Annotated in this window: 21 protein-coding genes and 1 tRNA gene; 3 read left to right on the plus strand and 19 right to left on the minus strand. The window is 54.0% G+C overall.

Features of this window, described 5'->3' with window-relative positions:
- Window positions 1-32: 32 nt before the first annotated feature.
- Both FYJ60_RS06815 and ispE read right to left on the minus strand, forming a co-directional pair.
- The gene (locus FYJ60_RS06815; protein ID WP_154457925.1) at window positions 33-713 is read right to left on the minus strand and encodes a GntR family transcriptional regulator; all 681 of its coding nucleotides are present in this window, start codon (window positions 711-713) and stop codon (window positions 33-35) included.
- A complete protein-coding gene (gene ispE, locus FYJ60_RS06820; RefSeq protein ID WP_154457926.1) occupies window positions 710-1,591 on the minus strand; it encodes a 4-(cytidine 5'-diphospho)-2-C-methyl-D-erythritol kinase in 882 nt (293 codons plus the stop codon). The genes FYJ60_RS06815 and ispE overlap by 4 nt, the downstream gene beginning before the upstream one ends.
- Window positions 1,592-1,758: 167 nt before the next feature.
- Here ispE and FYJ60_RS06825 point away from each other — a divergent pair, with 167 nt between their 5' ends.
- Window positions 1,759-2,532: a lysophospholipid acyltransferase family protein gene (locus tag FYJ60_RS06825; RefSeq protein WP_154457927.1), complete on the plus strand. Its 774-nt coding sequence runs from the start codon at window positions 1,759-1,761 to the stop codon at window positions 2,530-2,532.
- Window positions 2,533-2,811: 279 nt separating this feature from the next.
- Here the strand turns inward: FYJ60_RS06825 and FYJ60_RS12730 are convergent, their stop codons facing one another.
- The 11 genes from FYJ60_RS12730 to FYJ60_RS06875 form a co-directional block, all read right to left on the minus strand.
- Window positions 2,812-2,940, minus strand: a complete 129-nt coding sequence (locus FYJ60_RS12730; RefSeq protein ID WP_272818878.1) for a hypothetical protein — start codon at window positions 2,938-2,940, stop codon at window positions 2,812-2,814.
- Between the two features lie 58 nt (window positions 2,941-2,998).
- Window positions 2,999-3,829 carry a glycerophosphodiester phosphodiesterase family protein gene (locus FYJ60_RS06830; RefSeq protein ID WP_154457928.1) on the minus strand — a complete coding sequence of 277 codons (831 nt, stop codon included), beginning with the start codon at window positions 3,827-3,829 and terminating at the stop codon, window positions 2,999-3,001.
- Between the two features lie 197 nt (window positions 3,830-4,026).
- Window positions 4,027-4,989, minus strand: a complete 963-nt coding sequence (locus FYJ60_RS06835) for an oligopeptide/dipeptide ABC transporter ATP-binding protein (RefSeq protein WP_154457929.1) — start codon at window positions 4,987-4,989, stop codon at window positions 4,027-4,029.
- Window positions 4,982-5,767 carry an ABC transporter ATP-binding protein gene (locus tag FYJ60_RS06840; protein ID WP_154457930.1) on the minus strand — a complete coding sequence of 262 codons (786 nt, stop codon included), beginning with the start codon at window positions 5,765-5,767 and terminating at the stop codon, window positions 4,982-4,984. The genes FYJ60_RS06835 and FYJ60_RS06840 overlap by 8 nt, the downstream gene beginning before the upstream one ends.
- A 1-nt stretch (window position 5,768) precedes the next feature.
- The gene (gene nikC, locus FYJ60_RS06845) at window positions 5,769-6,596 is read right to left on the minus strand and encodes a nickel transporter permease (protein ID WP_154457931.1); all 828 of its coding nucleotides are present in this window, start codon (window positions 6,594-6,596) and stop codon (window positions 5,769-5,771) included.
- Window positions 6,593-7,537 carry a nickel ABC transporter permease gene (gene nikB, locus FYJ60_RS06850; RefSeq protein ID WP_154457932.1) on the minus strand — a complete coding sequence of 315 codons (945 nt, stop codon included), beginning with the start codon at window positions 7,535-7,537 and terminating at the stop codon, window positions 6,593-6,595. The genes nikC and nikB overlap by 4 nt, the downstream gene beginning before the upstream one ends.
- A gap of 30 nt (window positions 7,538-7,567) precedes the next feature.
- A complete protein-coding gene (locus tag FYJ60_RS06855) occupies window positions 7,568-9,190 on the minus strand; it encodes an ABC transporter substrate-binding protein (protein WP_154457933.1) in 1,623 nt (540 codons plus the stop codon).
- Window positions 9,191-9,507: 317 nt separating this feature from the next.
- A complete protein-coding gene (locus tag FYJ60_RS06860; RefSeq protein ID WP_154457934.1) occupies window positions 9,508-11,421 on the minus strand; it encodes a heavy metal translocating P-type ATPase in 1,914 nt (637 codons plus the stop codon).
- Window positions 11,422-11,457: 36 nt separating this feature from the next.
- Complete coding sequence (locus tag FYJ60_RS06865; protein ID WP_154457935.1) at window positions 11,458-11,676, minus strand: cation transporter; 219 nt, start codon at window positions 11,674-11,676, stop codon at window positions 11,458-11,460.
- A 127-nt stretch (window positions 11,677-11,803) separates the two neighbouring features.
- Window positions 11,804-13,597 (minus strand): cobaltochelatase CobT-related protein, encoded by a 1,794-nt coding sequence (locus tag FYJ60_RS06870; RefSeq protein ID WP_154457936.1) that lies wholly within the window; start codon window positions 13,595-13,597, stop codon window positions 11,804-11,806.
- 66 nt (window positions 13,598-13,663) lie between these two features.
- Window positions 13,664-14,581, minus strand: a complete 918-nt coding sequence (locus FYJ60_RS06875) for an AAA family ATPase (RefSeq protein ID WP_154457937.1) — start codon at window positions 14,579-14,581, stop codon at window positions 13,664-13,666.
- Between the two features lie 252 nt (window positions 14,582-14,833).
- On the opposite strand from FYJ60_RS06875, the gene FYJ60_RS06880 reads away from it, so the two are divergent.
- A tRNA-Arg gene (locus tag FYJ60_RS06880) sits at window positions 14,834-14,907 on the plus strand.
- Between the two features lie 208 nt (window positions 14,908-15,115).
- Here FYJ60_RS06880 and FYJ60_RS06885 read toward each other — a convergent pair.
- Genes FYJ60_RS06885 through aroD form a run of 4 tightly spaced genes read right to left on the minus strand, consistent with a single transcriptional unit; the run spans window position 15,116 to window position 19,464 of the window.
- Window positions 15,116-16,054 carry a cation transporter gene (locus FYJ60_RS06885; protein ID WP_205839004.1) on the minus strand — a complete coding sequence of 313 codons (939 nt, stop codon included), beginning with the start codon at window positions 16,052-16,054 and terminating at the stop codon, window positions 15,116-15,118.
- Window positions 16,055-16,065: 11 nt separating this feature from the next.
- Entirely contained in the window at window positions 16,066-17,100 is a 1,035-nt protein-coding gene (locus FYJ60_RS06890; protein ID WP_154457939.1) for an AAA family ATPase, read from the minus strand.
- A 25-nt stretch (window positions 17,101-17,125) separates the two neighbouring features.
- Window positions 17,126-17,947, minus strand: a complete 822-nt coding sequence (locus tag FYJ60_RS12775; protein ID WP_154457940.1) for an FHA domain-containing protein — start codon at window positions 17,945-17,947, stop codon at window positions 17,126-17,128.
- A gap of 35 nt (window positions 17,948-17,982) precedes the next feature.
- A complete protein-coding gene (aroD, locus tag FYJ60_RS06900) occupies window positions 17,983-19,464 on the minus strand; it encodes a type I 3-dehydroquinate dehydratase (RefSeq protein ID WP_154457941.1) in 1,482 nt (493 codons plus the stop codon).
- Between the two features lie 197 nt (window positions 19,465-19,661).
- Between aroD and aroE the strand changes: the two genes are divergently transcribed.
- Window positions 19,662-20,528, plus strand: coding sequence for a shikimate dehydrogenase (aroE, locus tag FYJ60_RS06905; protein WP_154457942.1), 867 nt, complete (start codon window positions 19,662-19,664; stop codon window positions 20,526-20,528).
- Between the two features lie 180 nt (window positions 20,529-20,708).
- Here aroE and ftsZ read toward each other — a convergent pair whose 3' ends face one another.
- Window positions 20,709-21,833 carry a cell division protein FtsZ gene (gene ftsZ, locus FYJ60_RS06910; protein ID WP_154458089.1) on the minus strand — a complete coding sequence of 375 codons (1,125 nt, stop codon included), beginning with the start codon at window positions 21,831-21,833 and terminating at the stop codon, window positions 20,709-20,711.
- A gap of 334 nt (window positions 21,834-22,167) precedes the next feature.
- Window positions 22,168-23,391: a cell division protein FtsQ/DivIB gene (locus FYJ60_RS06915; RefSeq protein ID WP_154457943.1), complete on the minus strand. Its 1,224-nt coding sequence runs from the start codon at window positions 23,389-23,391 to the stop codon at window positions 22,168-22,170.
- Between the last annotated feature and the right edge of the window lie 17 nt (window positions 23,392-23,408).

Here is a 23,408-nt window from a genome sequence, read left to right on the forward strand (position 1 = left end):
ATTCTTCCTCGCGGGGCGGGGAATCTGCCGGTTCACCGTATCATCTCGCGGATATTTACCATCTGCCGCTCGATATGCCGCTTGATGTAGGCCGTCGCCGCTTCCGCGTCGTGGGCACGCAGGCTCTCCACCAGCCGGTCGTGTTCCTCAATCAGGGTATCCCTGTTATCTGTATCCTTCAGGTACTCCACACGGTAGCGGTACATCTGCTCCCGCATGTTATTAATCAGCTGCACCAGCCGGGGATTCCCGGTGGACTGATAGATGATATCGTGAAAGGTCTCATCCGCTTCCGCCAGGTCAGAAAGATCATCATCCCTGCTGTCTATCAGCCGCGCAAATTCTCTGGACGCCGCATTCAGCCTGTCCAGTTCTTCCTGCGTGATCCGCTCGCTTGCCAGCTTCATCGCCATCTCTTCCAGACCCTCACGAACCTCCAGAACATCCCGCAGATCCTTTTCTGTAATTTTGGCAACCTGTGCCCCGCGCCGTGGCGTATTTACCACCAGCCCTTCCAGCTCCAGCATCCGGATGGCTTCCCGGATGGGAGTCCGGCTGACACCCAGGCGGTTGGCAAGCTTTATTTCCATCAGGCGTTCTCCCGGTTTCAGGTCTCCGCGCAGGATTCCCTTCCGGAGAGTATGAAACACGACATCCCGGAGAGGCATTCCCTGAAACTCCGTCATCTCTCTGCTAAGTTCATCTTCGGTCATGCATCTGTCCTCCTGTTCTGAAACGGCTCTGTTACATAGATCTGCCTTGCCGCTCCACTTTTCCTAACTGCGCTGCATGCAATCCTCGCCTGAGCTTCTTCTCGAAAAATTCCGTACACCGTCGGCCCGCTGCCGCTCATAAGAGCGCCTTCGGCCCCCTTTTCCATCATCGTCTGCTTGATCTTTGCAATGACCGGATATTCCGGAACAGTAACCAGCTCCAGCACATTTCCCAGCCTCTCTGTCACGCCTTCCAGAGAGCCTTCTTCCAACGCGCGGACCATTCCGTCTATATCCGGGTGTTCCCATCCTTTCTGTTCATCCAGACGGATGTAGACGCCTTTTGTGGACACGCTGATTCCCGGTTTGGCCACCAGAATCCAACAGTGCGGCAGCGGGGGCAGCTCCGTCAGCTTCTCGCCGATGCCCTCCGAGAGCGCCGTCCCGCGCATGATGCAGTAAGGAACATCCGCGCCGATTTTCACTCCCCGGTTCATCAGCTCCTCCCCGGACAGCCGCAGATGAAAAAGCCGGTTCATCCCGACAAGAGCGGCCGCAGCATCCGCGCTGCCGCCGGCAAGACCCGCGGCAACCGGGATTCTCTTGTTCAGATCCACGGAAATGCCTTCCTCTATCCGAAACTCCCTGCGGAGCAGGTCTGCCGCCCTCCAAATCAGATTGGTCTGATCCGTGGGAATAAACGGAAGATTGGCCCGGATCCGGATTTCCGGTTCCGGAATGACACACATCTCCAGCCGGTCATAAAGCTTCAGGGACTGCATGACCATGCGGACAAGATGATAGCCGTCCTCTCTTTTTCCCGTGACATCCAGCCCCAGATTTATTTTTGCTCTGGCCTTCAAAACAATTTTCTGCATAAGCCGTTTCCGTCTCTCCGCTCTGTACTTGCAGGTACTGCTGTTTTTTTCTATAATGATGGAAGCGCCAGAGCTTGTATCGCTTCCGGCGTTATCATCACTATAATGCATACGGCGCAAAAAAACAACAAACGTGCCGGGCATTTGTGGAACATCGGAGGAACCTCATGCTTCGTACCTTATTGCTGATCATCATTGCTGTACTCTACCTGATTATCACCCTTCCGGTCATGGCCGTCCTGGCCGTCATCAGCAGAAAGAATCCGGAAAAAAGCGAGCGGACCGCACGGAAAATGGTCCAGTGGGTATTCCGCCTTCTGACCCGCGCGACCGGGAGCACCGTGACTGTCCGTGGCCTCGAAAACATCCCGAAAGACGAACCGGCACTGTTTATCGGAAATCACCGGAGCATTTTTGACATTATCACCGTATATCCCTACATCCACGAACCAGTCAGCTTCGTATCCAAGGTCTCCATCCACAAAATCCCCCTTCTCGGCATATGGATGGATTTTATCCAATCTCTTTACTTTGACCGTTCCGACATGAAGCAGGCCATGCGCATGATCCTGGACGGAACCGAACTGCTGAAGAAAGGCACGTCTGTCTTTATCTATCCGGAAGGAACCCGGAAAAAGACCGGAAACGACCTGCCGCTGGGCGAGTTTCACGAGGGAAGCTTCCGCATGGCGGTAAAAAGCGGACGCGTCATTGTTCCCGTGGCCTTCACCGGAACCATTCACATTTTTGAGGAGCACAAGCCCCGGATCCGTCCCTCCCAGGTGACGATCACCTTCTGCCCGCCTATTGATCCGAAAAACTACGACCGCCGCGAGCAGAAACGCCTCGGAGCTGTTACACGCGAAAAAATAACAGAAGCCCTGCTCGCGCAGGGTGTTGTACCCGATCCCGAACCTGCTCCTGAATCAAACGAATTATAATTACCGCTGCATTTCTGCATCCTAACTGATATTGTAATCTCGCCTTGCGGCTTTCATGACGCAGCAGAATATCGTGGACACCGCTGCACTGCTCTGCAGCATTTGCGTCAAATATGAGTATTCAAAGCTTTCATGCCATATAGAACAGATATTTACAGCTTTGTGCCGAAAGTGGATGAAACCTGAAAGTCTCCTGCCAGTAGATCGTTAAGGAAATAAGCAGGCCAATTTTTTCGCCATGTGATGCCAGATAAGGTTACCTTCAGTGTATTAATTGGTCTAGGCAAATAGTGAACGCTCTGCCAGGATGCATACGACCGGCAGAAAAAATGTTGCCGCCAGGATGCGTTTTTCAGAAACAGGGGCTGCCGCTTGTGCATGAAATGAATATTCTTCCAGAATATTCATTTCATGCATCTTGGCGGCAGCCCCGTCTGTGCAGCTACTATGAAAATTGATTCGTTCTTTATGGCTCGATTTCCTCGAATACCACAACCGCCCCGTCTGTTTTTGCCTCCTCGTAGGCTTCCATGGAGCGGATTGTCCAGTTCATCCGCTGAACCCTGTACAGGCAGCGGCAGATCCACAGGCTGGGATTATACCGCTGGTCGGGACGGCTGGAAATATAGTCCGGCTCGGTCAGGAAATTCATCAGCAGGCTGGCACACAGAAAATCCCAGAGAAGATTTTTGAGAGCGCCCCCTGTACTGTGCCTGTAATCAATCACCTGTCCGCGCACAAATTCTCTTCTCTGCTTCCGGAACCAGCGCAGAACCCTGGGATCCAGGGATTCTATGGCAAACACACCCTCATATTCGTCCGCCACATCACAGACCTGGTCGCTGATGGCATTGTAATCCTGATCCTCTACCAGAATGTTCAGGATAACCGGTACCTGCCCGTCAATAAATTTCAGTGCCTCCCGGAGCGTGGGAATGGTCTCCTCGGTTCCTTCCAGGCGCAGCTCCTTCAGCTCCTCCAGTGTGCTGTTTTCCACGGAGCCATTCGCCGCGCACATTCTTGCGACCAGGCTGTCCGAGAAGACTACCGGCACTCCGTCTCTTGTCAGCCGGACATCCAAACGGATTCCGTAACCGTGTGCAATCGCATCCCGAAATGCCGGGATGGAGTTTTCCGGAATTCCTTTTTCCGGACTGGAGAAGCCTCCGTTCGCATAATCATACTTCCGGATTTCACTGAGATCCGGTTTATTGAAGATTCTCGGCTTGACCGCGAACGCCCACGCCGCGGCGGTGCCAATGACAGCCCCGATCACTTTTTTTGCGTGTTTTCCCATATACAAAGCCTCCTTTGAATATCAGATATTCTGTCAGGCAAACACTCTGTCTGCTTCAGACACAGCCTATTATAACCTACTTTTCCCGCACCCGTCTACCTTCAACTTCTCTTCCAAAGCCGGCTTTCTCTTTTACATTTTCCGTTTTTTCTTGCCGCCGGATTTTTCCCGCTCTTCCGGTATGCGAGGTTCATGGATCAGACGGCAAAGCAGGCGCAGAAGTGGTTTTTCTCCTTCTCCTCAAGCGGAGGCATGTGCCCGGCGCACTCCTTTCTTACGAATCCGCACCTGTCACGGAACGGGCACCCTTCCGGAACATGCAGAGGGCCGGGCGTCTCCCCTTTCAGCACAGGTATCTCCTTTGTAAAATCCATATTCAGGTCAAACACAGACCCCAGCATGGCCCTGGTATACGGATGCAAGGAGCGGGCTGCCACATCGCGCCCGTCCATCAGCTCTACCACATGGCCGAGATACATGACGGCCGTCCGGTGGGAGAGCTGCCGGACCAGTGCCAGGTCATGGCACACGAATGCAATGGCAATGTTTTTTTCTCTCTGCAGACGCACCAGAAGCTCTATGATGGATTTCTGCACCGCCACATCCAGAGCGGACGTCGCCTCATCACAGAGCAGGACATCCGGCTCCAGCGCCAGTGCCCGCGCAATTCCCACCCGCTGTCTCTGTCCGCCGCTGAGGTCTTTCGGATAGCGCCCCGCGAATTCCTCCGGAAGCTCTACCATCCGCAGCAGTTCCACCGCTTTCTCGGGCACCTCCTGCCGGCGTATGATGTGATAATTCAGCAGAGGCTCGCAGATGATGTCCCGAACCTTCATCCTCGGATGAAACGCTTCCGACGGATCCTGGAAGACCATCTGGATATGTCTTCTCGCGTCACGGAGCGCCTTCCCCTTCAGGCCGCTGATTTTTGTGCCTTGATAGAGGACTTCGCCGGAATCCGGCTGTTCCAGCCCGACAAGCAGACGCAGGAACGTGCTTTTTCCGCCCCCGCTTTCTCCCACGATGCCCAGTGTCTGTCCGGCATACAGGGAGAGGGTGACATTCTCACACGCCGTCAGCGTCTGTCCGTGTGCCGCCGGAAATCTTTTTGTCACCTGTTTTGCCTCCAGAACAGGCGTTTTCTTTCCCGCCTCACACATAGCGGTCACCTCCGATACATGGAACAGACCGGATCAGTGCTTCGGTGTACCGGCTGCGGGGATGATTCAGGATTTCCTCTCTGGTTCCGCTGTCCACCAGCCTGCCCTCCTTCAGTACATAGATATGATCGGACAGATACGCCGCCAGCGCCAGATTATGCGTAATCAGCAGAATTCCCGCCTCATAGCGCCTGCGGAGTTCCCGGATCCGGAGAACAATCTGAGCCTGTGTTGTGACATCCAGTGCGCTGGTGGGCTCGTCCGCCAGCAGATAATCCGGATGCAGGGCTATTGCCATGGCGATTCCGACTCTCTGGCGCATGCCGCCCGAAAGCTGGAAGGGATAATTGTCCATCACGTTTTCCGCGTCCGGAAGTCCCACGTCTTTCAGCATTTTTACGGCCAGATTTCCGGCCGTCTTTTTATCTGCCGCCCCATGGGTGCGCAGATACTCCACAAACTGTTTTCCCACCGTCATAATCGGATCCAGGGCGGCACCCGCATCCTGCGGCACGGCCGCCGCCTTTCTTCCTCTGATCCGCTGCCACTCTTTTTCGTCCAGAGCCAGAACGGAATTCCCATCCAGAAGAATATCCCCATCCGTAATCCTGCCCCGTCCCGGAAGAAGTCCCATGGCGGCATTCAGTACCGTGGATTTCCCGCTTCCGCTTTCCCCGACCAGGCTGATAATCTCCCCTTTTTCCAGGGAAAGAGAAAAATGTTCCAGCACCGGGGGTTCATCCCCGTACTGTATCGTAACGTTCCGGAATTCCAGCATGCTATTCCTCCTCCGGCGTGATCAGATCTCTCAGGCAGTCTCCCAGCATATTAAATACGGCAACCGTAAGAAACATGGCCGCTCCCGGAAAAATCATCATCCACGGCGCTGTCTGAAGGTAGGTTCTCGCTTCATTCATCATCAGTCCCCACTCCGGAGCCGGAGGCTGCGCCCCAAAGCCGAGGAAAGAAAGCGCAGCCATCTCCAGCATCATTTTTCCGATATCCGCCGCGGCCGTAACCAGAATGGACGGCAGGGAGAGCTGCAGCATGTACTTCCGGAGAATATAGAGTGTACCGGACCCATCCAGTCTGGCCGCAGCCACAAAATCTCTGTCTTTGATTTTCAGGACAAGACTTCTGGAGAGCCTGGCATACTTCGGCCAGGTAACAGCCGCAACCGCGAACACCGCGTTTGCCGTGCCTGCTCCCATAATGCCCGCGATCGCAATAGCCAGAACGAGTCCCGGAAAGGCCATCATCATGTCCGACAGGCGCATAATGACCGCAGCCGCAGCCCTGCCGGAATATCCCGCCAGAATTCCGAGGGCTGTTCCCAGGACAGATACGATTCCGACCAGGGCAAAGGACGTAAGCAGGGAAATCCTTGTGCCGTAAATGACCCTGGAATAAAGGTCTCTTCCCAGTTTATCGGTGCCGAACCAGTGCTGTTGGGACGGAGCCTGCGCCGCATCTGTCATGACCGCTTTTAACGGATCCTGCGAGGCGAACAGGGACGGGAAGCACGCCACTGCCACAAGCAGCAGCGCCAGGCAGAAAAATACCGTAAATGCCTTGTGATTCCTGATGAATCTGCTTACTCTTTTCATCCGCGCAGCCGCTCCTTTGTTCCGGGATTCAGATATTCATAGGAGATATCCACAAGCAGGTTAATCACCATATAGATCAGCGCAATCCAGAGAACATATCCCTGTATCAGCGGATAGTCCCGGTTTGCGACAGCCTGCACCGCCATGCTGCCGAGTCCCGGATAGGAAAAAATCACCTCAACCACGGCTGTGCCTCCCAGGAGCGAACCGAAGGAAAGTCCCAGAAGGGTAACCAGCGGGAGCATCGCGTTTTTCAGCACATGTCTCCACAGGATATTGTTTTTTTTCAGTCCCCGCAGCCTTCCGCCCCACACGTATCCGCGGTGCAGCTCTTCCAGAACCGCGGCCCTCACCTGTCTGGTATAGACCGCCGTCATGGACACCGCCAGTGTAACTGAAGGCAGAACCAGGTCACTAAAGCCGGTTCCCGTGGACATGACCGGAAGCCAGCCCAGCTTCAGCGCGAAGAAATACATAAGTATCAGGGCAACCCAGAAGCCGGGAAGCGCGTTTCCGATAAACGTAAGAAACCGGACAATATAATCTGCCGCTTTATTGTGATGTACGGCCGTAAGCATACCGAGAGGAAAGGAAAAAACAACAACCAGAAAAAGCGAAAAAAGGGCCAGCTTCAGTGTCGGCCAGAGACGCGCGGACATGACCGCCGCCACAGGCTTTTTCAGCGCAAGGGAGGTGCCCATATCCCCGCGGAACACCCCGGCCAGCCAGCTTCCGTACTGCGCCAGAAACGGACGGTCAAGGCCGAGTTCTTTTCTGGTCTGTTCGATGACCGCGTCATCCGGAACACTGCCGGCAGAGGCGTACATCGCCCTGACCGGATCGCCCGGCGCCAGATACATCAGACTGAACGTAAGAAAGCTGATGCCGAACAGCACAACCACGATCTGAAGAATTCTTTTTCCAACCTGCTTCGCCGTCAAGATAATGGTTCTCCCCTTCCCGCCGCTTTTTTATGAAATGTCCGTCTTTTCATTCACCCAGTAAAAGTCCGCCGGCGTCGCGTAGATGTTCGTGACGTTTTTCTTCATCACAAAATTGATGTTGGGATAGCAGTAATAAATGGCAGCCGCGTCATCCAGAAGCACCTGCTCCGCCTGCTTGACCAGTTCCTTTCTCTGCTCCGGATCCGCGGTAACGGACACCTGGTCCATCAGGTCATTGAATTCCTTGCTGTCATACCCCGTCGCATTGTAGGTTCCGCCTTCGCAGAAAAAGGTTTTCATCTGGTTTTCCGGATCTCCACAGTTCATCATGTTGATACTCATGCACAGCAGGTCGTAGTCCCCGGATTTCTGCCTGTTCATGACCACGGAAGTGTCCTGCACATCCGGCGTAATTTTGATCCCGATCTCCGCAAGCGCCGCCTGTGTCGCCTCTACCATGATCTGCTGCTCCGGCCTTCCTGTATAATACACGTAATCCAGGTCAATGGTATTTCCGTCCGGATCCTCCCGGAAGCCGTCCCCGTCCCTGTCCTGATACCCCGCCTGGTCAAGAAGCTGCGCGGCGCTCTCCGGATCATATGCGTTAGGATCCTTCAGCTCTCCGTAGCCGTAATCCGCGGCGGAAGTAAGAAGGGTGATGCCCGGCGTATACTGTCCCATCAGAAGGCTGCTGCAGTAGGTCTCCTTATCCAGAGAGCGCAGAATTGCCTCCCGGAGAACCATGTCTCCCAGCGGCCCGTTTTCATTCATAAAGCCAATGGTCGTCCTCCCGCCGGTTCCCTTTTCCACGGTGTAATCTGAACTGTTTTCAAAAGAACCCACGTCGTTCATGCTGAGATTGTACACAGCGTCAAATTCCCCTGACTGCAGTGCCATGGTAAGAGCAGACTGATCCTCTGTGTAGACAAAATCAATCTTGTCCAGGGCGACGTCGCCTCCCCAGTAATTCCTGTTTTTCACGACAACGCATTCTTTTGTCGTCGGATCATAGGAATCCAGCGTAAACGGACCGGTACCTACCGGACCCTCTGCGGCAGGATCGGAGGTGCCAGCCGTGGTGTCTATGATGGCAAAAAGCGGATCGGACAGCTTGTTCGGCAAAATCGGTTCCGGATTTTCCGTCTTGATGGTAAGTGTCTGTCCCTCCGCGGCAATCTCCGTGGGAGTAAAATATTCCGGTCCTCTTTGGCCGTTTGCAAATACATTTTCAATGGAAGCTTTTGCGAGTTCGGCTGTCAGCTTCGTCCCGTTGGAAAAAGTAACATCGTCCCGGATGGTAAAGGTCCACTCCGTATGATCCTCGTTGCTGGAATAGTCGTCACTGACCAGCCAGCCGGATACAGACATATCATCATTCATGCGGGTCAGAGTCTGAGCGATGCCGTAGCGGAGCACATACCAGCCGTCATAGTCCACCACCGGATCCAGTCCGGAGGAGGTTGCCTGGCCGCTTCCGACCGTTAAAACCTTTTCTCCCGCACTGCCGGAGTCCCCGGACGCTTCCGAAACGCTGTTTGCCGATGCGGCAGTCCCTGCGCCCGAACCGTCCCCGCAGCCTGCCAGAAGGCAGACAGCCGTCACAGCCGCAAGAATTACAGTTCCTGTTCCTTGTACTTTTCTTCTTCTCATGGCCTTCTCCTTCTTTTTGCTGCAGTCCGTCTGCGGCTATTATAATCGTCCTGTCCTCTTTCCTGAAGCCCCGGGAGGGGATTCTTTCCTTTTTTCCACGCTGGAATGTTTTTCATAATGTCACAAATTTCATATCCGGGCAAGTCCCAGGGTCATACCCCGGTTCATGCACATGATCCGTTTATGGCCTTCTGCCCCTGCTGACCCCGGAAGCATCCTGCCATCTCCTCACAACAGGCAGAAAAACGCCCCTGCAGAAGAGAAAGACCTCCCATCTGCAGGAGCGTTGTCCGCCTTACCAAGCTGCCGGCGGCGGTTCAGAGATTTTTTACGAACAGGCAGCGGATCGCGTTCAGCACGGCAAGAATCATCACGCCCACGTCCGCCAGGATGGCGACCCACATATTTGCGATTCCCAGTGCACCCAGTACCAGGCACACAATTTTTACCGTCAGGGTAAAGAAGATATTCTGACGCACAATGCGCAGGCATTTTTTGGAGATGCGGATCGCCTTGGAAATTTTCAGCGGATCATCATTCATCAGAACAACGTCCGCCGCCTCGATGGCCGCATCCGATCCAAGCGCCCCCATGGCGATTCCGATATCCGCCCGTGCCAGAACCGGGGCGTCATTGATGCCGTCTCCCACAAAAGCGACCTTTTTCCCGGTTCCTTCTCTCTCCTTCAGCAGTTCTTCCACAACCGTGACCTTATCCGCAGGCAGCAGCCCGGCCCGGTAATCGGTCAGTCCGACTTCCTGCGCGACAGAAGCCGCCGCCTTTTCGATGTCTCCGGTCAGCATGACTTCCTTTTCCACGCCTGCCTTTTTCAGCTCGGACATGGCCTCTCTGGCATGTTCCTTCAGCTCGTCGATGATCAGGATGTGTCCGGCATAGCGGCCGTCTACCGCCACATGAATAACGGTACCGATGTGATGGCAGGCAATCGGCTCTACGCCGATCTTCCGCATGAGCCTGTCGTTTCCGACCGCCACATGCACCCTGCCGTCAATGACAGCCTCTACCCCGTGTCCGCTGATTTCCTGCACGTCCGTCACACGCGTCTGATCCACAGCCTTACCGTAAGCCTTCTGCAGACTCGCGCTGATCGGATGGGAGGAATGGCACTCTGCAAGCGCCGCGTATTCCAGAATTCTGTCCGCCTCCACCGGACTGTGATGCACGCCTGCCACGGCAAAATTGCCCTTTGTGATGGTTCCGGTTTTATCGAAGGCGATTGTCTTGACCTGTGCCAGAACCTCCAGATAATTGGAACCTTTGATCAGGATTCCCTGGCTTCCGGCACCGCCAAGCCCCGCAAAAAAGCTGAGCGGGATACTGATAACAAAAGCACAGGGACAGCTGATAACGAGGAAAGTGCAGGCCCGCAGCAGCCAGTCCTTCCAGATGTCCGCTGTGGATGCATAATTTCCCAGCCCGGTGATCATACAGATGACAGGAGCCGCGATTCCCAGTGCCATGGCGGCATAGACAACAATCGGCGTGTAGACTCTGGCGAATTTCGAGATAAAATTCTCTGCATTTGCTTTTCTGGACGCCGCATTCTCAACCAGCTCCAGAATCTTCGACGCCGTGGATTCCTCAAATTCGGCAGTCGTCCGGATTTTCAGAACACCGCTCATGTTGATCATCCCGCTGAGAACCGTACTGTCCGGCCCGACTTCCCGCGGCATGCTCTCCCCGGTCAGCGCCGCCGTATTCATGGAAGAATTTCCTTCCACAACAACCCCGTCAATAGGAACCTTTTCACCGGGCTGGACAACGATGATACTTCCGGTCTCCACCTCATCCGGATCCACCCTCTCCATCTGGCCGTCGTCCCCTTCGATATTTGCATAATCCGGGCGGATGTCCATAAGCTCCGAAATACTCCGCCGGCTCTTCCCCACCGCGTAGCTCTGGAAAAACTCTCCGACCTGGTAGAGCAGCATAACCGCAACGCTTTCCGGATACTCTCCCAGAATAATCGCGCCGACCGTCGCAATCGCCATCAGAAAGTGTTCATCAAAGGGCTGTCTCTTCATGATTCCCCTGATCGCCTTCCACAGGACGTCATATCCTGTAATCAGGTATGGCACCAGAAACAGAAGAAACAGAAGAACTGGCGGAAGGTCCGCCTTTATCACGCCCTCTGAGATCAGGAGCAGCGGCACATACAGGACAGCCGCCACAAGAATTCGTATGAGAAGTTTCTTTTGCTTTGGATTCATAGAGAATTTCTCCCTTCCGATACTCTGCCGCTGCCGTCAGATATAGACTTCGCAGTCGTCTTCCATCTTTCTGCAGTTCTCACGGACTCTGGGCATAACCTCCGCGGGATCTGCCCCCTCCTCGAATTCCACCTTCATTTTCAGGGTCATGAAGCTGACGCTGGCGTCCTTAACCCCGTCTGTTTTTCTGGCTGCCTCTTCCATCAGGTTTGCGCAGTTGGCGCAGTCCACATCAATTTTATAGCTTTTCTTCATTTTACCCTCCCGGAATTTTCCTTTCTGTCATATGCTGTCATGAAGCATTTCATTTGATTGTTTGTTCAAATGTTAAATTCATTATAGCATCTCTTTCTCGCCTGTCAACCGGGAAATCCTCTTTTCTTTACTCGTCCTCAATCTGACGGAGAAGATACCTTCCCACGGTGTTGCTGAACCCGCGGATGGAGCGGATATAGGCGAAATCTTTGCCGAAAATCTTTTTTTCCGCCTGAAGTTCTGTTTCGTCTCCCACAAAGACCCCGAGAACGGCGACATGGTTCCGACGCAGGCTGCGAATCTCTGTCCCTGTGTCCAGGATCGCCCTTCTGCCCCGGTAAGGCTCCGGATTTTCCGCCCCCGGGCGGTTAAGCAGTGTGTCATTCGGCTTCCCGTCGCTCAGAACAATCAGTATTTTATTCTTTTCCTCCCTCTGCAGAAGATCGTTTCCGATGGCGCGGACCGCCAGTCCGTCCCGGTTGCCGGAGCTTGTCGTAAAACTGAAGATGTTCTGGTTGGCCGCCCGGTCCTCATCGTATTCCCGGAAACGCCGGAGAACCGTGTAGTTCCAGAACGTACAGAAGCTCATGACACGGACGGGGATATCCAGCTCGGAGAGCGCTTCGCTTATCATAAACGCCTGCAGGGCCACATCTGACTGCCGCTTTCTCTGTGAGCCGCTGGCATCCAGGAGGAGATCAACGGCGAAATCGCAGGAATCGCTCTTCATCTTCCGGATAAACAGCCGGGAATCTTCCGACCTGCCCGGTTTCCAAAGCTGGGAAGGGACAATTTTTCCGTGGTCCGCACGCACAAACTGATCCTCGTCCCGCAGAACCAGCGCCTTCCGCAGCATATCGGCAAGAACCCGGATATTCCGGTTCACCAGCGTATACTGTTCTTTGTATTTTTTCCGGTTGTCTCTGCAGATTTTTTCCGCCAGCACATACTGGTTGTTTTTTATCACGGGACTGTCCAGGATTCCATCCGTATAATAGAGACGGCACCCCGCGTGTATGCCGCGGCACATCTGATAATTTCTTCTGTTCTGCTCCGCCGGGGCAAGATAGCTCCGTCCGAAATTCCGCTCCACAAAGGAGTACATGCGGGACATCTCTTCCGGGCCGGCCACGATGATTTTTTTCTTTTCCGCACGTTCCTCCCGGCCGCTCTCCTTTTCCTGAAGATCCTGTTCTTCCTCCGCCTCCAGGCTGGTCATGGAATCGGTCAGCTTCTGAAGAACGGTTTCCACCGAAGCGTTCTCCGCATCCTCGTTCAGCAGATCCTTCCAGGAAAATTCTGTCAGTTCTTCCGCCGTGACGGCCAGCACATCATCCAGGCTTTTGGAAAAATGAGGATCCACCATCCGGTTATACAGATCATCAATCCCCCGGATCAGTTCCTCCGTCGTCTGTACTTTTCTGAGCGCGTGTACGCTTTCCAGCTGCTCCTGAATCTCTCTGGTACCCTTCCAGGAGCCGTCCAGCTTTTCCCTCAGAAGGGCCAGCCGGAGTCTCCCGAGAGGGTACCCGCTCAGCTTCTTGAAGTCTTGATCCAGGACATCGTTGTACGCCATCTCCCGCAGCCGGCGGATACCCTCTCTCTCCGCGTCCAGCCTCCAGCCCACGGCTTCTTCCGTGCAGATCTGCGCCGTATTCAGCAGCTCCGCCTGATCGGCATGGCAGTAAACTTTTTTCAGGAGATACATGGACACCGCGTCCTGATCAAAATATTTCGCCAGCCCGCCCTGTTTTACCCCGTCATAGACCGCGATATGGGCAGATTTCCGAAACAATGCCGTATCCGGCCGGATATCCAGCGTGTAATCGCCGCTGACCGTCCAGACCAGATTCCGGATCCGGTTCTCCAGTTCATAATTCCGCTCTTCCGCATCCTTGTAAGTAGGTTCCTGATCCGTCATCTCTAACCGCCTTTCTGCTGCGTCAGCTTCTGTACGAATCTGTGACCGCCTTTGACGAAAAAACCATCAGAAAATATCATCACTTGTCCAGGTATCCGGAATGCGCGTGGACACCACATCCTGGATAATTTCTTTTTCAAACAGATCAAAGCTCTTGTTTACGATTCCCATCCGGAGCGCCAGAAACGGGGACAGCCCCCTCTTCATGGTGCGGACGGCCTCCGCCAGGCCGCGGAGATCCAGACATTTCGTGGAAATTTCTCCGTTTTCCGCCTTCAGCTGCAGATCCAGAAACAGCCCTACCAGCTGCCTGCACGCTTTTTCCTTCATATCCGGGAACATTTGTTTCAGCACGTAGGTCAGCGTCTCTTCCGTATGTGCCGGCATGTCAATCACAAGAAATCTTGACACCAGCGCCTCATTCAGTTCCCTGGTCCCCGCGTAGCCGTAATTCATGGTCCCGATAAAGCGTGTGGCCGGATGAAGGTCTATCTTTTCATAGCCGGGTACATCGATGCTTCTGCGGTAATCCAGCGCCGCGTGCAGAACGGAAATAGCATCATTTTTCGCCATATTGATTTCATCAAGAATCCCAAAGCCGCCATACTGGGCACACCGGCTGATGCTTCCCCTGCGCAGCTGCACCTCGTTGTTCCGGAACGTATCGGTTCCGATCAGCTCCTCGCTTCCGGTATTGACGTGAAAAGAGATGTTGTATACCGGCCTACCGAACAGCCACGCAAGATTCTCCGCCAGGACATTCTTTCCTGTTGCCTTGGCGCCTGTCAGAAGAAGGTTTTCCCCCTGCAGAAGAGCCGCCACAGACATTTCCAGTATTTCTTTCCCGTAAAAAGGAATCTCCGGCCTGTTTACCCGGTTTTTCACTTCTTCCTCCACCGGATATGCCGCGGCGTACCGCTCCAGATCCTGAATCAGCTTTTCATTTACGCCCTGTTCCCGCAGATAATGATAATCAGAAAGCATCGTTTCACTCCTTGTTATTCCCATCCATGACGCTGCCGGATCGAGCACCCGCAAAGGCGCCGCGCGCTTCCCGCGGGTTCGACAGCGTTCTTATTCTATCATCCGGCTCCGCATGCCGCAACGGCAATCCTGCTCATTCCTGTCCACGCAAAAAAACGCACCCCTGCTGCCCCCTTCCTGCGGCGAAAAAAATCTATTGACAACCGTGGGGAGCTGCGCTATTATACTATTTGCTGATTGATTTCAGCGCGTGTGCAATTAGCTCAGCTGGATAGAGCGTTTGGCTACGGACCAAAAGGCCGGGGGTTCGAATCCTCTATTGCACGCTGCAGAAGCAGAAGCTTCCGGGATTCCCGGAAGCTTCTTTTTTTGCTGTCACGTTTTTCTTCCACATCGTATGAAGATGCCGGGGCAAAAGGCCTTCTGATCCCAACATTCTTTTGATGCAGGCGGCAAAGGCTCCCTCTTGGCTCCGGCACAAAAAAAGAGCCGCTCGGACCACTCTCTGACGGTCCCACGGCAGGGCTTCCGCCCTCAGACGGTTTCGGCGGAATCCTTGATATCCGGAATAAGCTCCACATAAATCTGATCAAATTTTCTGGCCAGGCTTTTCCGGATATTCCGGCGGATCAGCGACCAGTGACTGATGTCAATCAGGCTGCTGTCCGGCTTCTGTGTCAGATAGACTTCAATCCATACCTTGCGCCCGGTCTGAATGACATCGAGAAAAGAACAGGTATAGGGATAGTTCTCCAGGCTTGTCTCCACCGATGCCCGGATCATCTGCATGGTCTCCTCGTCCGGGGCAAACAGCATCAGTTTGCGGAAACCGCTGATCAGCGATGCCACCGGCTCCCTCAAAAGGAATATCGCCATCACGATGGCCAGGACGGAATCCATGTACGGGGCCAGAGATGACAGCGGGGTGTTTTTCAAGGCGCTCTGGGCGAAGAATGCCACCGAGATTCCCATGCTGTTGACGACATCCTGCTTCCACAGAAACACCTCCGACTGTATGGTCGGAGTGGTGTATTTCTTACTCAGACGGTGCAGGATGATCCAGGCAGCCAGGCACAGAAATCCGATCACCATCTCGTATACGGCGACTCCGCTTACATCCACCGTATGGCCGCCCTGGAGAATCACACGCACATTTTCATAGATCATCACACAGATAACAGCCAGGAGAATCCCGTACTTGATGATCAGAAAAACGGATTCCACCTGGGCGTACCCGTATGGGTGCTTTTCTGTGACCGGCTTATACAGAAGCGGGATCAGAACCAGAAAAGGTCCGAGCAGAATCAGATCCGCCACGTCAAAAACGCCGTCCATCAGCACCGTGTAGGAATGAAGTACCGCAGCCATGATCACCTCGGTAATAGTGAACAGAAGGCTTCCCACAAAAGAAAACCGGAGAATTCTCTCCTCCGCCCTTTTTTTATCCTGCATTGATTTTTCCGTGGTACTCACAAATTCACTCCCTACTCGGTAATTTTTAACGCGATTCGGTAAAACACCGGATCATCCAGTGCCTCCTGCCAGGTAGAATAGGGAACCAGGGAACCGAAAATACTTTCCGGAGAAAAGCGAAGACCGTCCGAATGGTATTCATTGGAAAGGAGGACACACTCGCACCGTGGCAGGAGATCCGGATTCTGCAGAAGCTTCTGCATCTTTCTGTTGGAGATCTCGTTGTTTTCCGTCACCATCACCAGAAGGCTGGCCATTCCCAGCAGTTCCGCCCCGTCCGGGCCGAGCACGGTTCCGATATCCATAACAATGTAGTCAAAATCCTCTTTGTTTTTCAGAATATCCAGCAGATTCAGCCACTCTCTCATGCCTACATGCAGGGCCGGAAGATATTTCTGAAACGGCTTCAGATAGGAAATTCCATCCGTCTTGGTATTGTTCAGAATGGTCCAGTAGGTGTCTTCCGTGGGCTGCTGCAGCTTCCGGGCCAGATCCTCATCCGCGGTATCCGTGAAGGGATAAAACGCCGCTGTGCTCTGCATGGCGTCGCAGCTGACCAGAAGAACCTTCTGATCCAGCTTTTTCAGCTTGCGGGCAATGGCCAGCGCGGCCAGGCTCTTGCCGCATCCCCCGATGGGAGAATAGACGGCAATCATGCGAGCGGATTTTTTTTCACTTCCGGGACGGTCATTCAGAAGCCCCATACTGCAGAGTTTCTGGTCAATAGTACGGAATACCTCTTCCTCCGGAACATATTTCATTAGTACCTTGACATTTTCCGGATAGATTCTCCCTACCTCGACCTCCGGCGTCATCAGAAAAATATTGCCGATTTCATGCATCTGCAGATATTCCCCGTAGGATCTCTGATCCACAACAAGAAGGTCTATCTGCTTTCTGTCAGTAAAGAACTTTTCTACATAAGCAGAATCCGTTATGAACTGTACTCTCATAAAAGGAGAATACCGCCGGAAAAGCTCCTCTTCATACTGTTTCAGATATTCATGATCGGTATCAATAACGACCAGATTCCATTTTTCATCCATTACTGATACATGTCCTTTTCTTTACTCACTCTACCGTGAAGGTGCAGTCTCCGAACCGGAGCACCGTACCGCTTCCGATCGGCACCTCTGTGTTTGGCGTGATCTTCTGATCATTGACATAGGTTCCCAGGTCGCTCCCAAGATCGCACACATAAAAATTTATCTCATTCCATCCGATTTTTGCGTGAACCGGACTGACACTCTCCGAGCCCTCAATCAGCCCGTTTGCTTCCACCGGGTCTGAACCGATCAGAAACGCTTCATGATCCACGCGGAAAAGCAGCTCCTTCGGGGTATTGACGCTCTTCAGGCAGAGCATCTCGTCCTCCTCCGGCATTCTCCGCTCAATGGCTTCCTTCAGGGAGTCCCAGCTGCCGAAATTTTTTTCCTTCTGATAGCTGATCTGCCGGTTAACGGCCTCCCCGCCTTCTGTCCTGGAGAAAATATCTTCCATCAGCGCATAGACGCGTCTCTGGTAGATCCGGCTGTTCTGCTGATCCGGAGGCAGAACGGCGGGAAGAGCGATCAGAAACACCCTCCGCTGCGGATCCAGATAGATGCTGTCCACATCCCAGACAACATTCTCCGGCGAAATCACCCCGTTTTTTTCCAGATTCTGAATCCGGTCCAGAACCGCCCTGGCGACAGCGCATACTTCTTCCACACTCATATCGGCCGAAGCTTTTGAAAATTCCTCCAGGCCGTCCGGAAAAAAGCCGAGCTTGATCCTGTCATTATAATGCGCGTAGCTGCAGGGAAGAAGCCCGGCAGATAATCCTTCCTCCTTCAGATAGGCAAACGCCTCCTGGTCCAGCTGTTCTTCTGATTCCAGTAAAAAATCTCTCACTTTCCTCGCTGCCTCCGCGTGCCGTTGTCAGGCACTTATCCCTGCAGAGCCTCCAGAATCGTCCGCAGTGTCGATACGGGAATCTGTCCCGGCGCGGATTCGGCGTCAACGGTCCCGAATGTCACACAGGAGCCTGTCAGAGCCCCGCTGACCCGTGAAACCATGCCGATTTTTCCCATAGCAATCGCGATCACCGGCTTATCCGTCAGACGGTTTTCTTCCTCTGCCATTTCCATCATTTTCAGGACATCCCTGCTGTCTGACGGCATGGCCGCCAGTTTCAGGACATCTGCCCCGGTTCTGCTGATCCGGTTCATAAGCTCCATCTGTTCCGGTTTCTTCGGCATCCTCCCGAAGAAATGCGCCGAGCCGATGACCGGCTTCTGTCTTGCCTGTATTTCCCTGGTCAGAATCTCCATGTCGGAATCGGTGCGGAGCTCCTCTACATCAATGGCTGACACCTCCGGCCTCTCCGCCGCATGAAGCAGCAGGCCGATGTAATCCTCGGGGTAGAGGGCTATCCGCCCGCCCTCTGTGGCCGTGCGGATGGTAAACAGGATCGGAAGGCCGTCCAGCACATCCGCCATCTTTTTCAGTGCCCGGTCAACCGCAGGGAAAACAGAACTTACCGTATTGACCGGGAGTTCCCCGCTTTCCGGACACGCCTCCAGCGGGTGAATCTCCTCAAAACAATCCACCCTCCACTCGACAAAATCCGGAAATACAGAGGCGACATTGGCTGCCTGATCGACAATTTCTTCCAAGGTACGGCCGGTGATCGGAACACAGATTTTAGGCATGCCCTCCCCGAGAACTACCGACCGTTCTCCCTGTCCCAGACGTACTGTTTTTTTGGGCACTGCCTTTTTCTTCTTTTTCCCCTTTTTACCTTTTTTATTCTTTCTTCCCCACTCATAGAGCGAGACTGTTTTTGTTTTCGGGGCTGCTGTTTCCGTCAATGTTTCCCCATCGGTTTCCGGGGCAGCGGCAGCCTCCTCTTTCCGGGGCAGCTGCTCTTCCGGAATCACCTTTCTTACGGTTTCTTCCGGGGGAACTTCCTTTTTTCCGTGCGGAACAGTTTCCTCATCTGCGTTCTCCTCCGGAAGCTCTTCCGTATGTGCAGTTTCTGCCGCCTGCGGGAAAGGCGCTTCTCTCTCCGTCTTCTGCAGAGAAAACGACTCTTCCTGCGAAGCCTTCTCTTCCTCCCAGATCTTTTCCGCTGTTCCGGCCGACACCTCTGCCGGGCTCTCTTCTCCGGGAACATCCGCTGCCTTCTGCACGTCCGGGCAGGCCTGTTCTTCGGAAGATTCTGCAGCTCCGGATTCCGTCTTTCCCCCGGAATCCTGAGCAGGCGAAGACACCGCTTCCGCGGATGCCTGTTCCAGTGCTGTCCCGGCTGTTTCTCCTGCCGTGCCTTTCTCTGTCTCTGGCGTGTATTCTGTATCGGAACCTTCCCGGCTTACTTCCTCTGCAGGAACCGCTGCTTTTTTATTACGCTTTCTGCCAAATAACCACATTTTACTTTTTCCTCTTAAATTCTTATGCCAGCGCCGCTTTTCATACAAGTTTCCCGCGTCACACGATGCTGTCAGGGATTCTATTATAAGTGTATTTCTTTTTTTTTGCAACGCTGGCGAGAACCATGCTATACTTCGGTGCAGAATCCGGAACAAATCCGGAACAGAATCTGCCGTATCAGAAAGGAGTCAGCAACATGGAAGTCAGAATTACCGGTAAAACCCGTCTGACCGGCCTTCTGGGAAGCCCTGTTTCCCACAGCCTGTCGCCGGCCATGCACAACCGCGCTTTCCAGTATCTCGGCCTGGATTATGTATATCTCTGCTTCGACGTGGGGGAGAAAGACCTGAGAACGGCCGTTGAGGGGCTGAAAATCTGCGGGATCCGCGGATTCAACTGCACCATGCCGGATAAAAGCAGAATGCTCGATCTGACCGACAGCTGTTCCAGGGCGGCAGAAATGATCGGTGCCGTGAACACGGTTCTGAATGAGGATGGAATCCTGACCGGATATAACACAGACGGCATCGGCTTTATGCGGGCGGCATCCGAAAACGGTTTTACTCCGGACGGAAAGGCTGTCACCATTCTTGGTGCCGGCGGCGCCGCCACCGCCATTGCCGTACAGGCTGCTCTGGACGGGATCAGCCGTCTTACCATCGCGGCAAGGCCGGGCAGCCGTTTTCATGACCGGACCGTGTCCCTGCTGGAGTCCATTTCCCGGAACACCGGATGCCGGACGGAACTGACGGACATCCGTGACAAAAAAGAGCTGGAGCAAAACCTTTCCTCCTGCGACCTACTGGTACAGGCCACCCCTGTCGGAATGCATCCCTCCGAGGGGCAGACCATCCTGGATGATTTTTCCAGCTTAAAAAAAGGCGCCCTGGTGGCAGACCTGATCTATCATCCGAGGCAGACTGCTTTCCTGAAGCTCGCGGAGGATTCCGGTTTCCGCACCTTTAACGGTCTGCGCATGCTTCTGTACCAGGGTGCAGAAGCCTTCCGGATCTGGACGGGAGAGGATATGCCGACCGACCAGGTTCTTCCTCTTCTGCAGTAACCGCCGCACGCCCGTCACGGAAATCGGAGCGGAGGAAACCAAGTCAGACACGTGGGGCGCGCCGCCGGGCGCACCACGACAAAGGCTGCCGCTTTACACAGGTAAAGGGCAGCCTTTTCTATCTTTTCTATAACCGGTCAGGCTGCATACTCCGGCTGCAGCCTGACAACTCCTGATACATTAATATTTCTTCTGCAGGAAATCCGGAATCTGGATATCCTTCTTCGGCGTAGTCGGCACCTTCGGTGTTACCGGGTTCTTGGGAAGATTGAAGGAAGGCATCTTGTAGCCCGCGGACGCAAAAGAATTCTTTTTGGTCTCTTCCTCCTCTTTCTTCTTCCCTGCCACGCTTGCCTCTTTGGTCGTCGCGTCGTCCAGTCCGGTGGCGATCACTGTGATCTTCGCGGTATCCGGCTGGGAATCGTCGTACATCGCGCCGAAGATAATATTTGCGTCCTCCCCGGCCAGCTGCTGTACATAGCTTGCGGCATCGTTCGCGTCCATCAGGCTGATGTCTCCGGAAATATTGATGATAACATGGCTTGCGCCATCGATTGTGGTCTCCAGCAGCGGACTCTGAACGGCCTTCTGAACCGCTTCCATGGCCTTGTCGTCGCCCTTGGCCTCTCCGATACCGATGTGCGCCACGCCCTTGTCCTTCATGACTGTCTGGACATCCGCAAAGTCAAGGTTAATCAGGGCAGGCTGGTTAATCAGGTCTGTAATTCCCTGTACTGCCTCCTGAAGGACCTCATCTGCCTTGGCAAGCGCCTCCGGCATGGTCGTCCTGCGGTCTACTATTTCCAGAAGCTTGTCGTTCGGAATGACAATCAGCGTATCAACGTTCTTTTTCAGCTTTTCAATGCCGTTCAGCGCGTTTGTCATACGGGTGCGCGCCTCAAACCGGAATGGTTTGGTGACAACGCCTACGGTCAGGCAGCCCATCTCCTTGGCAAGACCGGCTACAACAGGAGCAGCGCCTGTACCGGTTCCGCCTCCCATTCCGCAGGTCACGAACACCATATCCGCGCCTTCAAACAGCTTCTTAATTTCCTCCACGCTCTCTTCCGCGGCTTTTTCGCCGACCTCCGGCTTGGCTCCCGCGCCGAGACCCTTGGTTACCTTTTCACCGATCTGGAGAACCGTAGGCGCCTTGCAGAGAGCAAGTGCCTGTTTATCCGTATTAATTCCGACAAATTCCACACCGCCGATACCTTCATCTACCATGCGGTTGACCGCGTTGTTGCCGGCGCCGCCGACACCGATCACAACGATTCTTGCCGAAGATTCCGCTTCGTTTGACATGATTTCTAACAAAACACTTCCTCCTTTATGCGCTCTGCGCCTGATTTCCCATTCTGATGACTCACATGCCGCAGCCCGGCTGCGCCTTCTTGTCTGTTCCGAAAATACGACGGCCTGAAGCACGGCAGGAATTGCATGCCTGTAATTTCCTGTGCCCCGGCGCCCCGGATGCTGACTCACAGTCCGCAAAAAACCGCAAGACTCCTGTAAAGTCCCGGAGAAGACTGCACACACCTAATAATATAATTCTTCCCCGAATTTATCAACCCTGGTTTTCATATTAAAACCGCATTTTCCGACCCATGTCCAACCCGTGTCACCCATTTCCGGCACCTCAGTACCCATACGTCCCGGAATCATATCCGTAGGTATCCGTTCCGTAGGTACCATCCCCGTAGGTATCGGTTCCGTTGGTGTCCGTTCCATAAGTGTCTGCCCCATAGGTGTCTGTCCCGTAAGTATCTGTCCCGTCTCCGCCGGTATCGGTTCCATACCGGTCTGTCCCGGTGCCGGAGGTGTCGGCTCCCTGCGAATACGTGCCGGAGGTATCTGTGCCGGACGAATACGTGTCCTGCGTACCGGTATCCGATGCGCCTTCGCTTCCTGCGTCTGCTCCCGAAGCAGTACCGGTTCCTGTATCGGAGGTACTGCCGGAGCTGCTGTCCGTCCCGCTCTCCCCCGTGGAAGAACTGCTGTCCGCCCCTGCCTGGTCAAAAATGATATTGACGGTATCCTCGGAATAATTCTCCAGATGCAGGGTTCCGGACAGGCCGTCCAGCTGCGGGAGGATGGCGTCCACGCGGGCCATCTTTTCCTCCAGGAGAGTATCTTTTCCCAGGCAGACGTCTACCGTGCCGTAGTGAAGTGTAATGCTGTTATCCGAATCCACGGAGATACTGTCCGGCTTGATATCAAATTTATTAAACAGCCTTGTGACCGCCTGAAGCGTGCTGAAAATTCCGGAATCCGTTACGGAAATCGTCTGTCCCACCTTCAGCGCGTCCTCGGTGAGTCCGGTTACCTCGACCACATCCGCAAGGGCAGGACGGAACTGTGTGTCCGCCCCCCGCTCTGTCACGGCCTGAAGGGCTCCCGACGTATCTGCGCCGGAGGCAGAGGAGGCCGCTGTTCCGACCGATTCCGTACTCTCTGTTCCGGTTCCCCCGCTCTGCGTTCCGGACGGAAGCGCCTCCAGGACGACTCCTTCCGAATCAAAATAATAGTCAAACGTATCCTGCCTGATAAAGCCTACCGGGGCGTCCTCGTTCACATGCAGCCGCAGGCTGTTATGGCTCTCATATTCCACCGTGATGGACTTGATAAACGCCTGACCGGGATCCAGGCTTTTTTTTACAAAAGCAAGATAAAGCGAGTTCCGATCCGCAAAATTCTGGAAAACCATCTCGCGGATCTCCTGATCGGTGTACCTGGTGGAACCGACAACCGTCACATGAATATCGGAAACATAAAAAAATCCTGCAAAGCAAAGAAACACCGCTGCCAGAACCCCCAGAATCATCCCCGCGATTTTTAATCTTCGTTTTGTTTTTTTCCGCATGGGATTCCTCCGTTACT

It is taken from the genome of Bilifractor porci, assembly GCF_009696005.1.
In the GTDB taxonomy this organism is placed as follows: domain Bacteria; phylum Bacillota; class Clostridia; order Lachnospirales; family Lachnospiraceae; genus Bilifractor; species Bilifractor porci.

Bases quoted from the DNA above. Each gene is read 5' to 3' on its own strand.
- FYJ60_RS06840 (WP_154457930.1), bottom strand. From the start codon at position 5,767: ATGCTGGAATTCCGGAACGTTACGATACAGTACGGGGATGAACCCCCG.
- FYJ60_RS06825 (WP_154457927.1), top strand. From the start codon at position 1,759: ATGCTTCGTACCTTATTGCTGATCATCATTGCTGTACTCTACCTGATT.
- FYJ60_RS06855 (WP_154457933.1), bottom strand. From the start codon at position 9,190: ATGAGAAGAAGAAAAGTACAAGGAACAGGAACTGTAATTCTTGCGGCT.
- aroE (WP_154457942.1), top strand. From the start codon at position 19,662: ATGGAAGTCAGAATTACCGGTAAAACCCGTCTGACCGGCCTTCTGGGA.
- FYJ60_RS06815 (WP_154457925.1), bottom strand. From the start codon at position 713: ATGACCGAAGATGAACTTAGCAGAGAGATGACGGAGTTTCAGGGAATG.
- ftsZ (WP_154458089.1), bottom strand. From the start codon at position 21,833: ATGTCAAACGAAGCGGAATCTTCGGCAAGAATCGTTGTGATCGGTGTC.
- FYJ60_RS06890 (WP_154457939.1), bottom strand. From the start codon at position 17,100: ATGGATGAAAAATGGAATCTGGTCGTTATTGATACCGATCATGAATAT.
- FYJ60_RS12730 (WP_272818878.1), bottom strand. From the start codon at position 2,940: ATGAATATTCTGGAAGAATATTCATTTCATGCACAAGCGGCAGCCCCT.
- FYJ60_RS06875 (WP_154457937.1), bottom strand. From the start codon at position 14,581: ATGCTTTCTGATTATCATTATCTGCGGGAACAGGGCGTAAATGAAAAG.
- FYJ60_RS06860 (WP_154457934.1), bottom strand. From the start codon at position 11,421: ATGAATCCAAAGCAAAAGAAACTTCTCATACGAATTCTTGTGGCGGCT.
- aroD (WP_154457941.1), bottom strand. From the start codon at position 19,464: ATGTGGTTATTTGGCAGAAAGCGTAATAAAAAAGCAGCGGTTCCTGCA.
- FYJ60_RS06870 (WP_154457936.1), bottom strand. From the start codon at position 13,597: ATGACGGATCAGGAACCTACTTACAAGGATGCGGAAGAGCGGAATTAT.
- FYJ60_RS06865 (WP_154457935.1), bottom strand. From the start codon at position 11,676: ATGAAGAAAAGCTATAAAATTGATGTGGACTGCGCCAACTGCGCAAAC.
- FYJ60_RS06915 (WP_154457943.1), bottom strand. From the start codon at position 23,391: ATGCGGAAAAAAACAAAACGAAGATTAAAAATCGCGGGGATGATTCTG.
- FYJ60_RS06835 (WP_154457929.1), bottom strand. From the start codon at position 4,989: ATGTGTGAGGCGGGAAAGAAAACGCCTGTTCTGGAGGCAAAACAGGTG.
- FYJ60_RS06830 (WP_154457928.1), bottom strand. From the start codon at position 3,829: ATGGGAAAACACGCAAAAAAAGTGATCGGGGCTGTCATTGGCACCGCC.
- nikC (WP_154457931.1), bottom strand. From the start codon at position 6,596: ATGAAAAGAGTAAGCAGATTCATCAGGAATCACAAGGCATTTACGGTA.
- ispE (WP_154457926.1), bottom strand. From the start codon at position 1,591: ATGCAGAAAATTGTTTTGAAGGCCAGAGCAAAAATAAATCTGGGGCTG.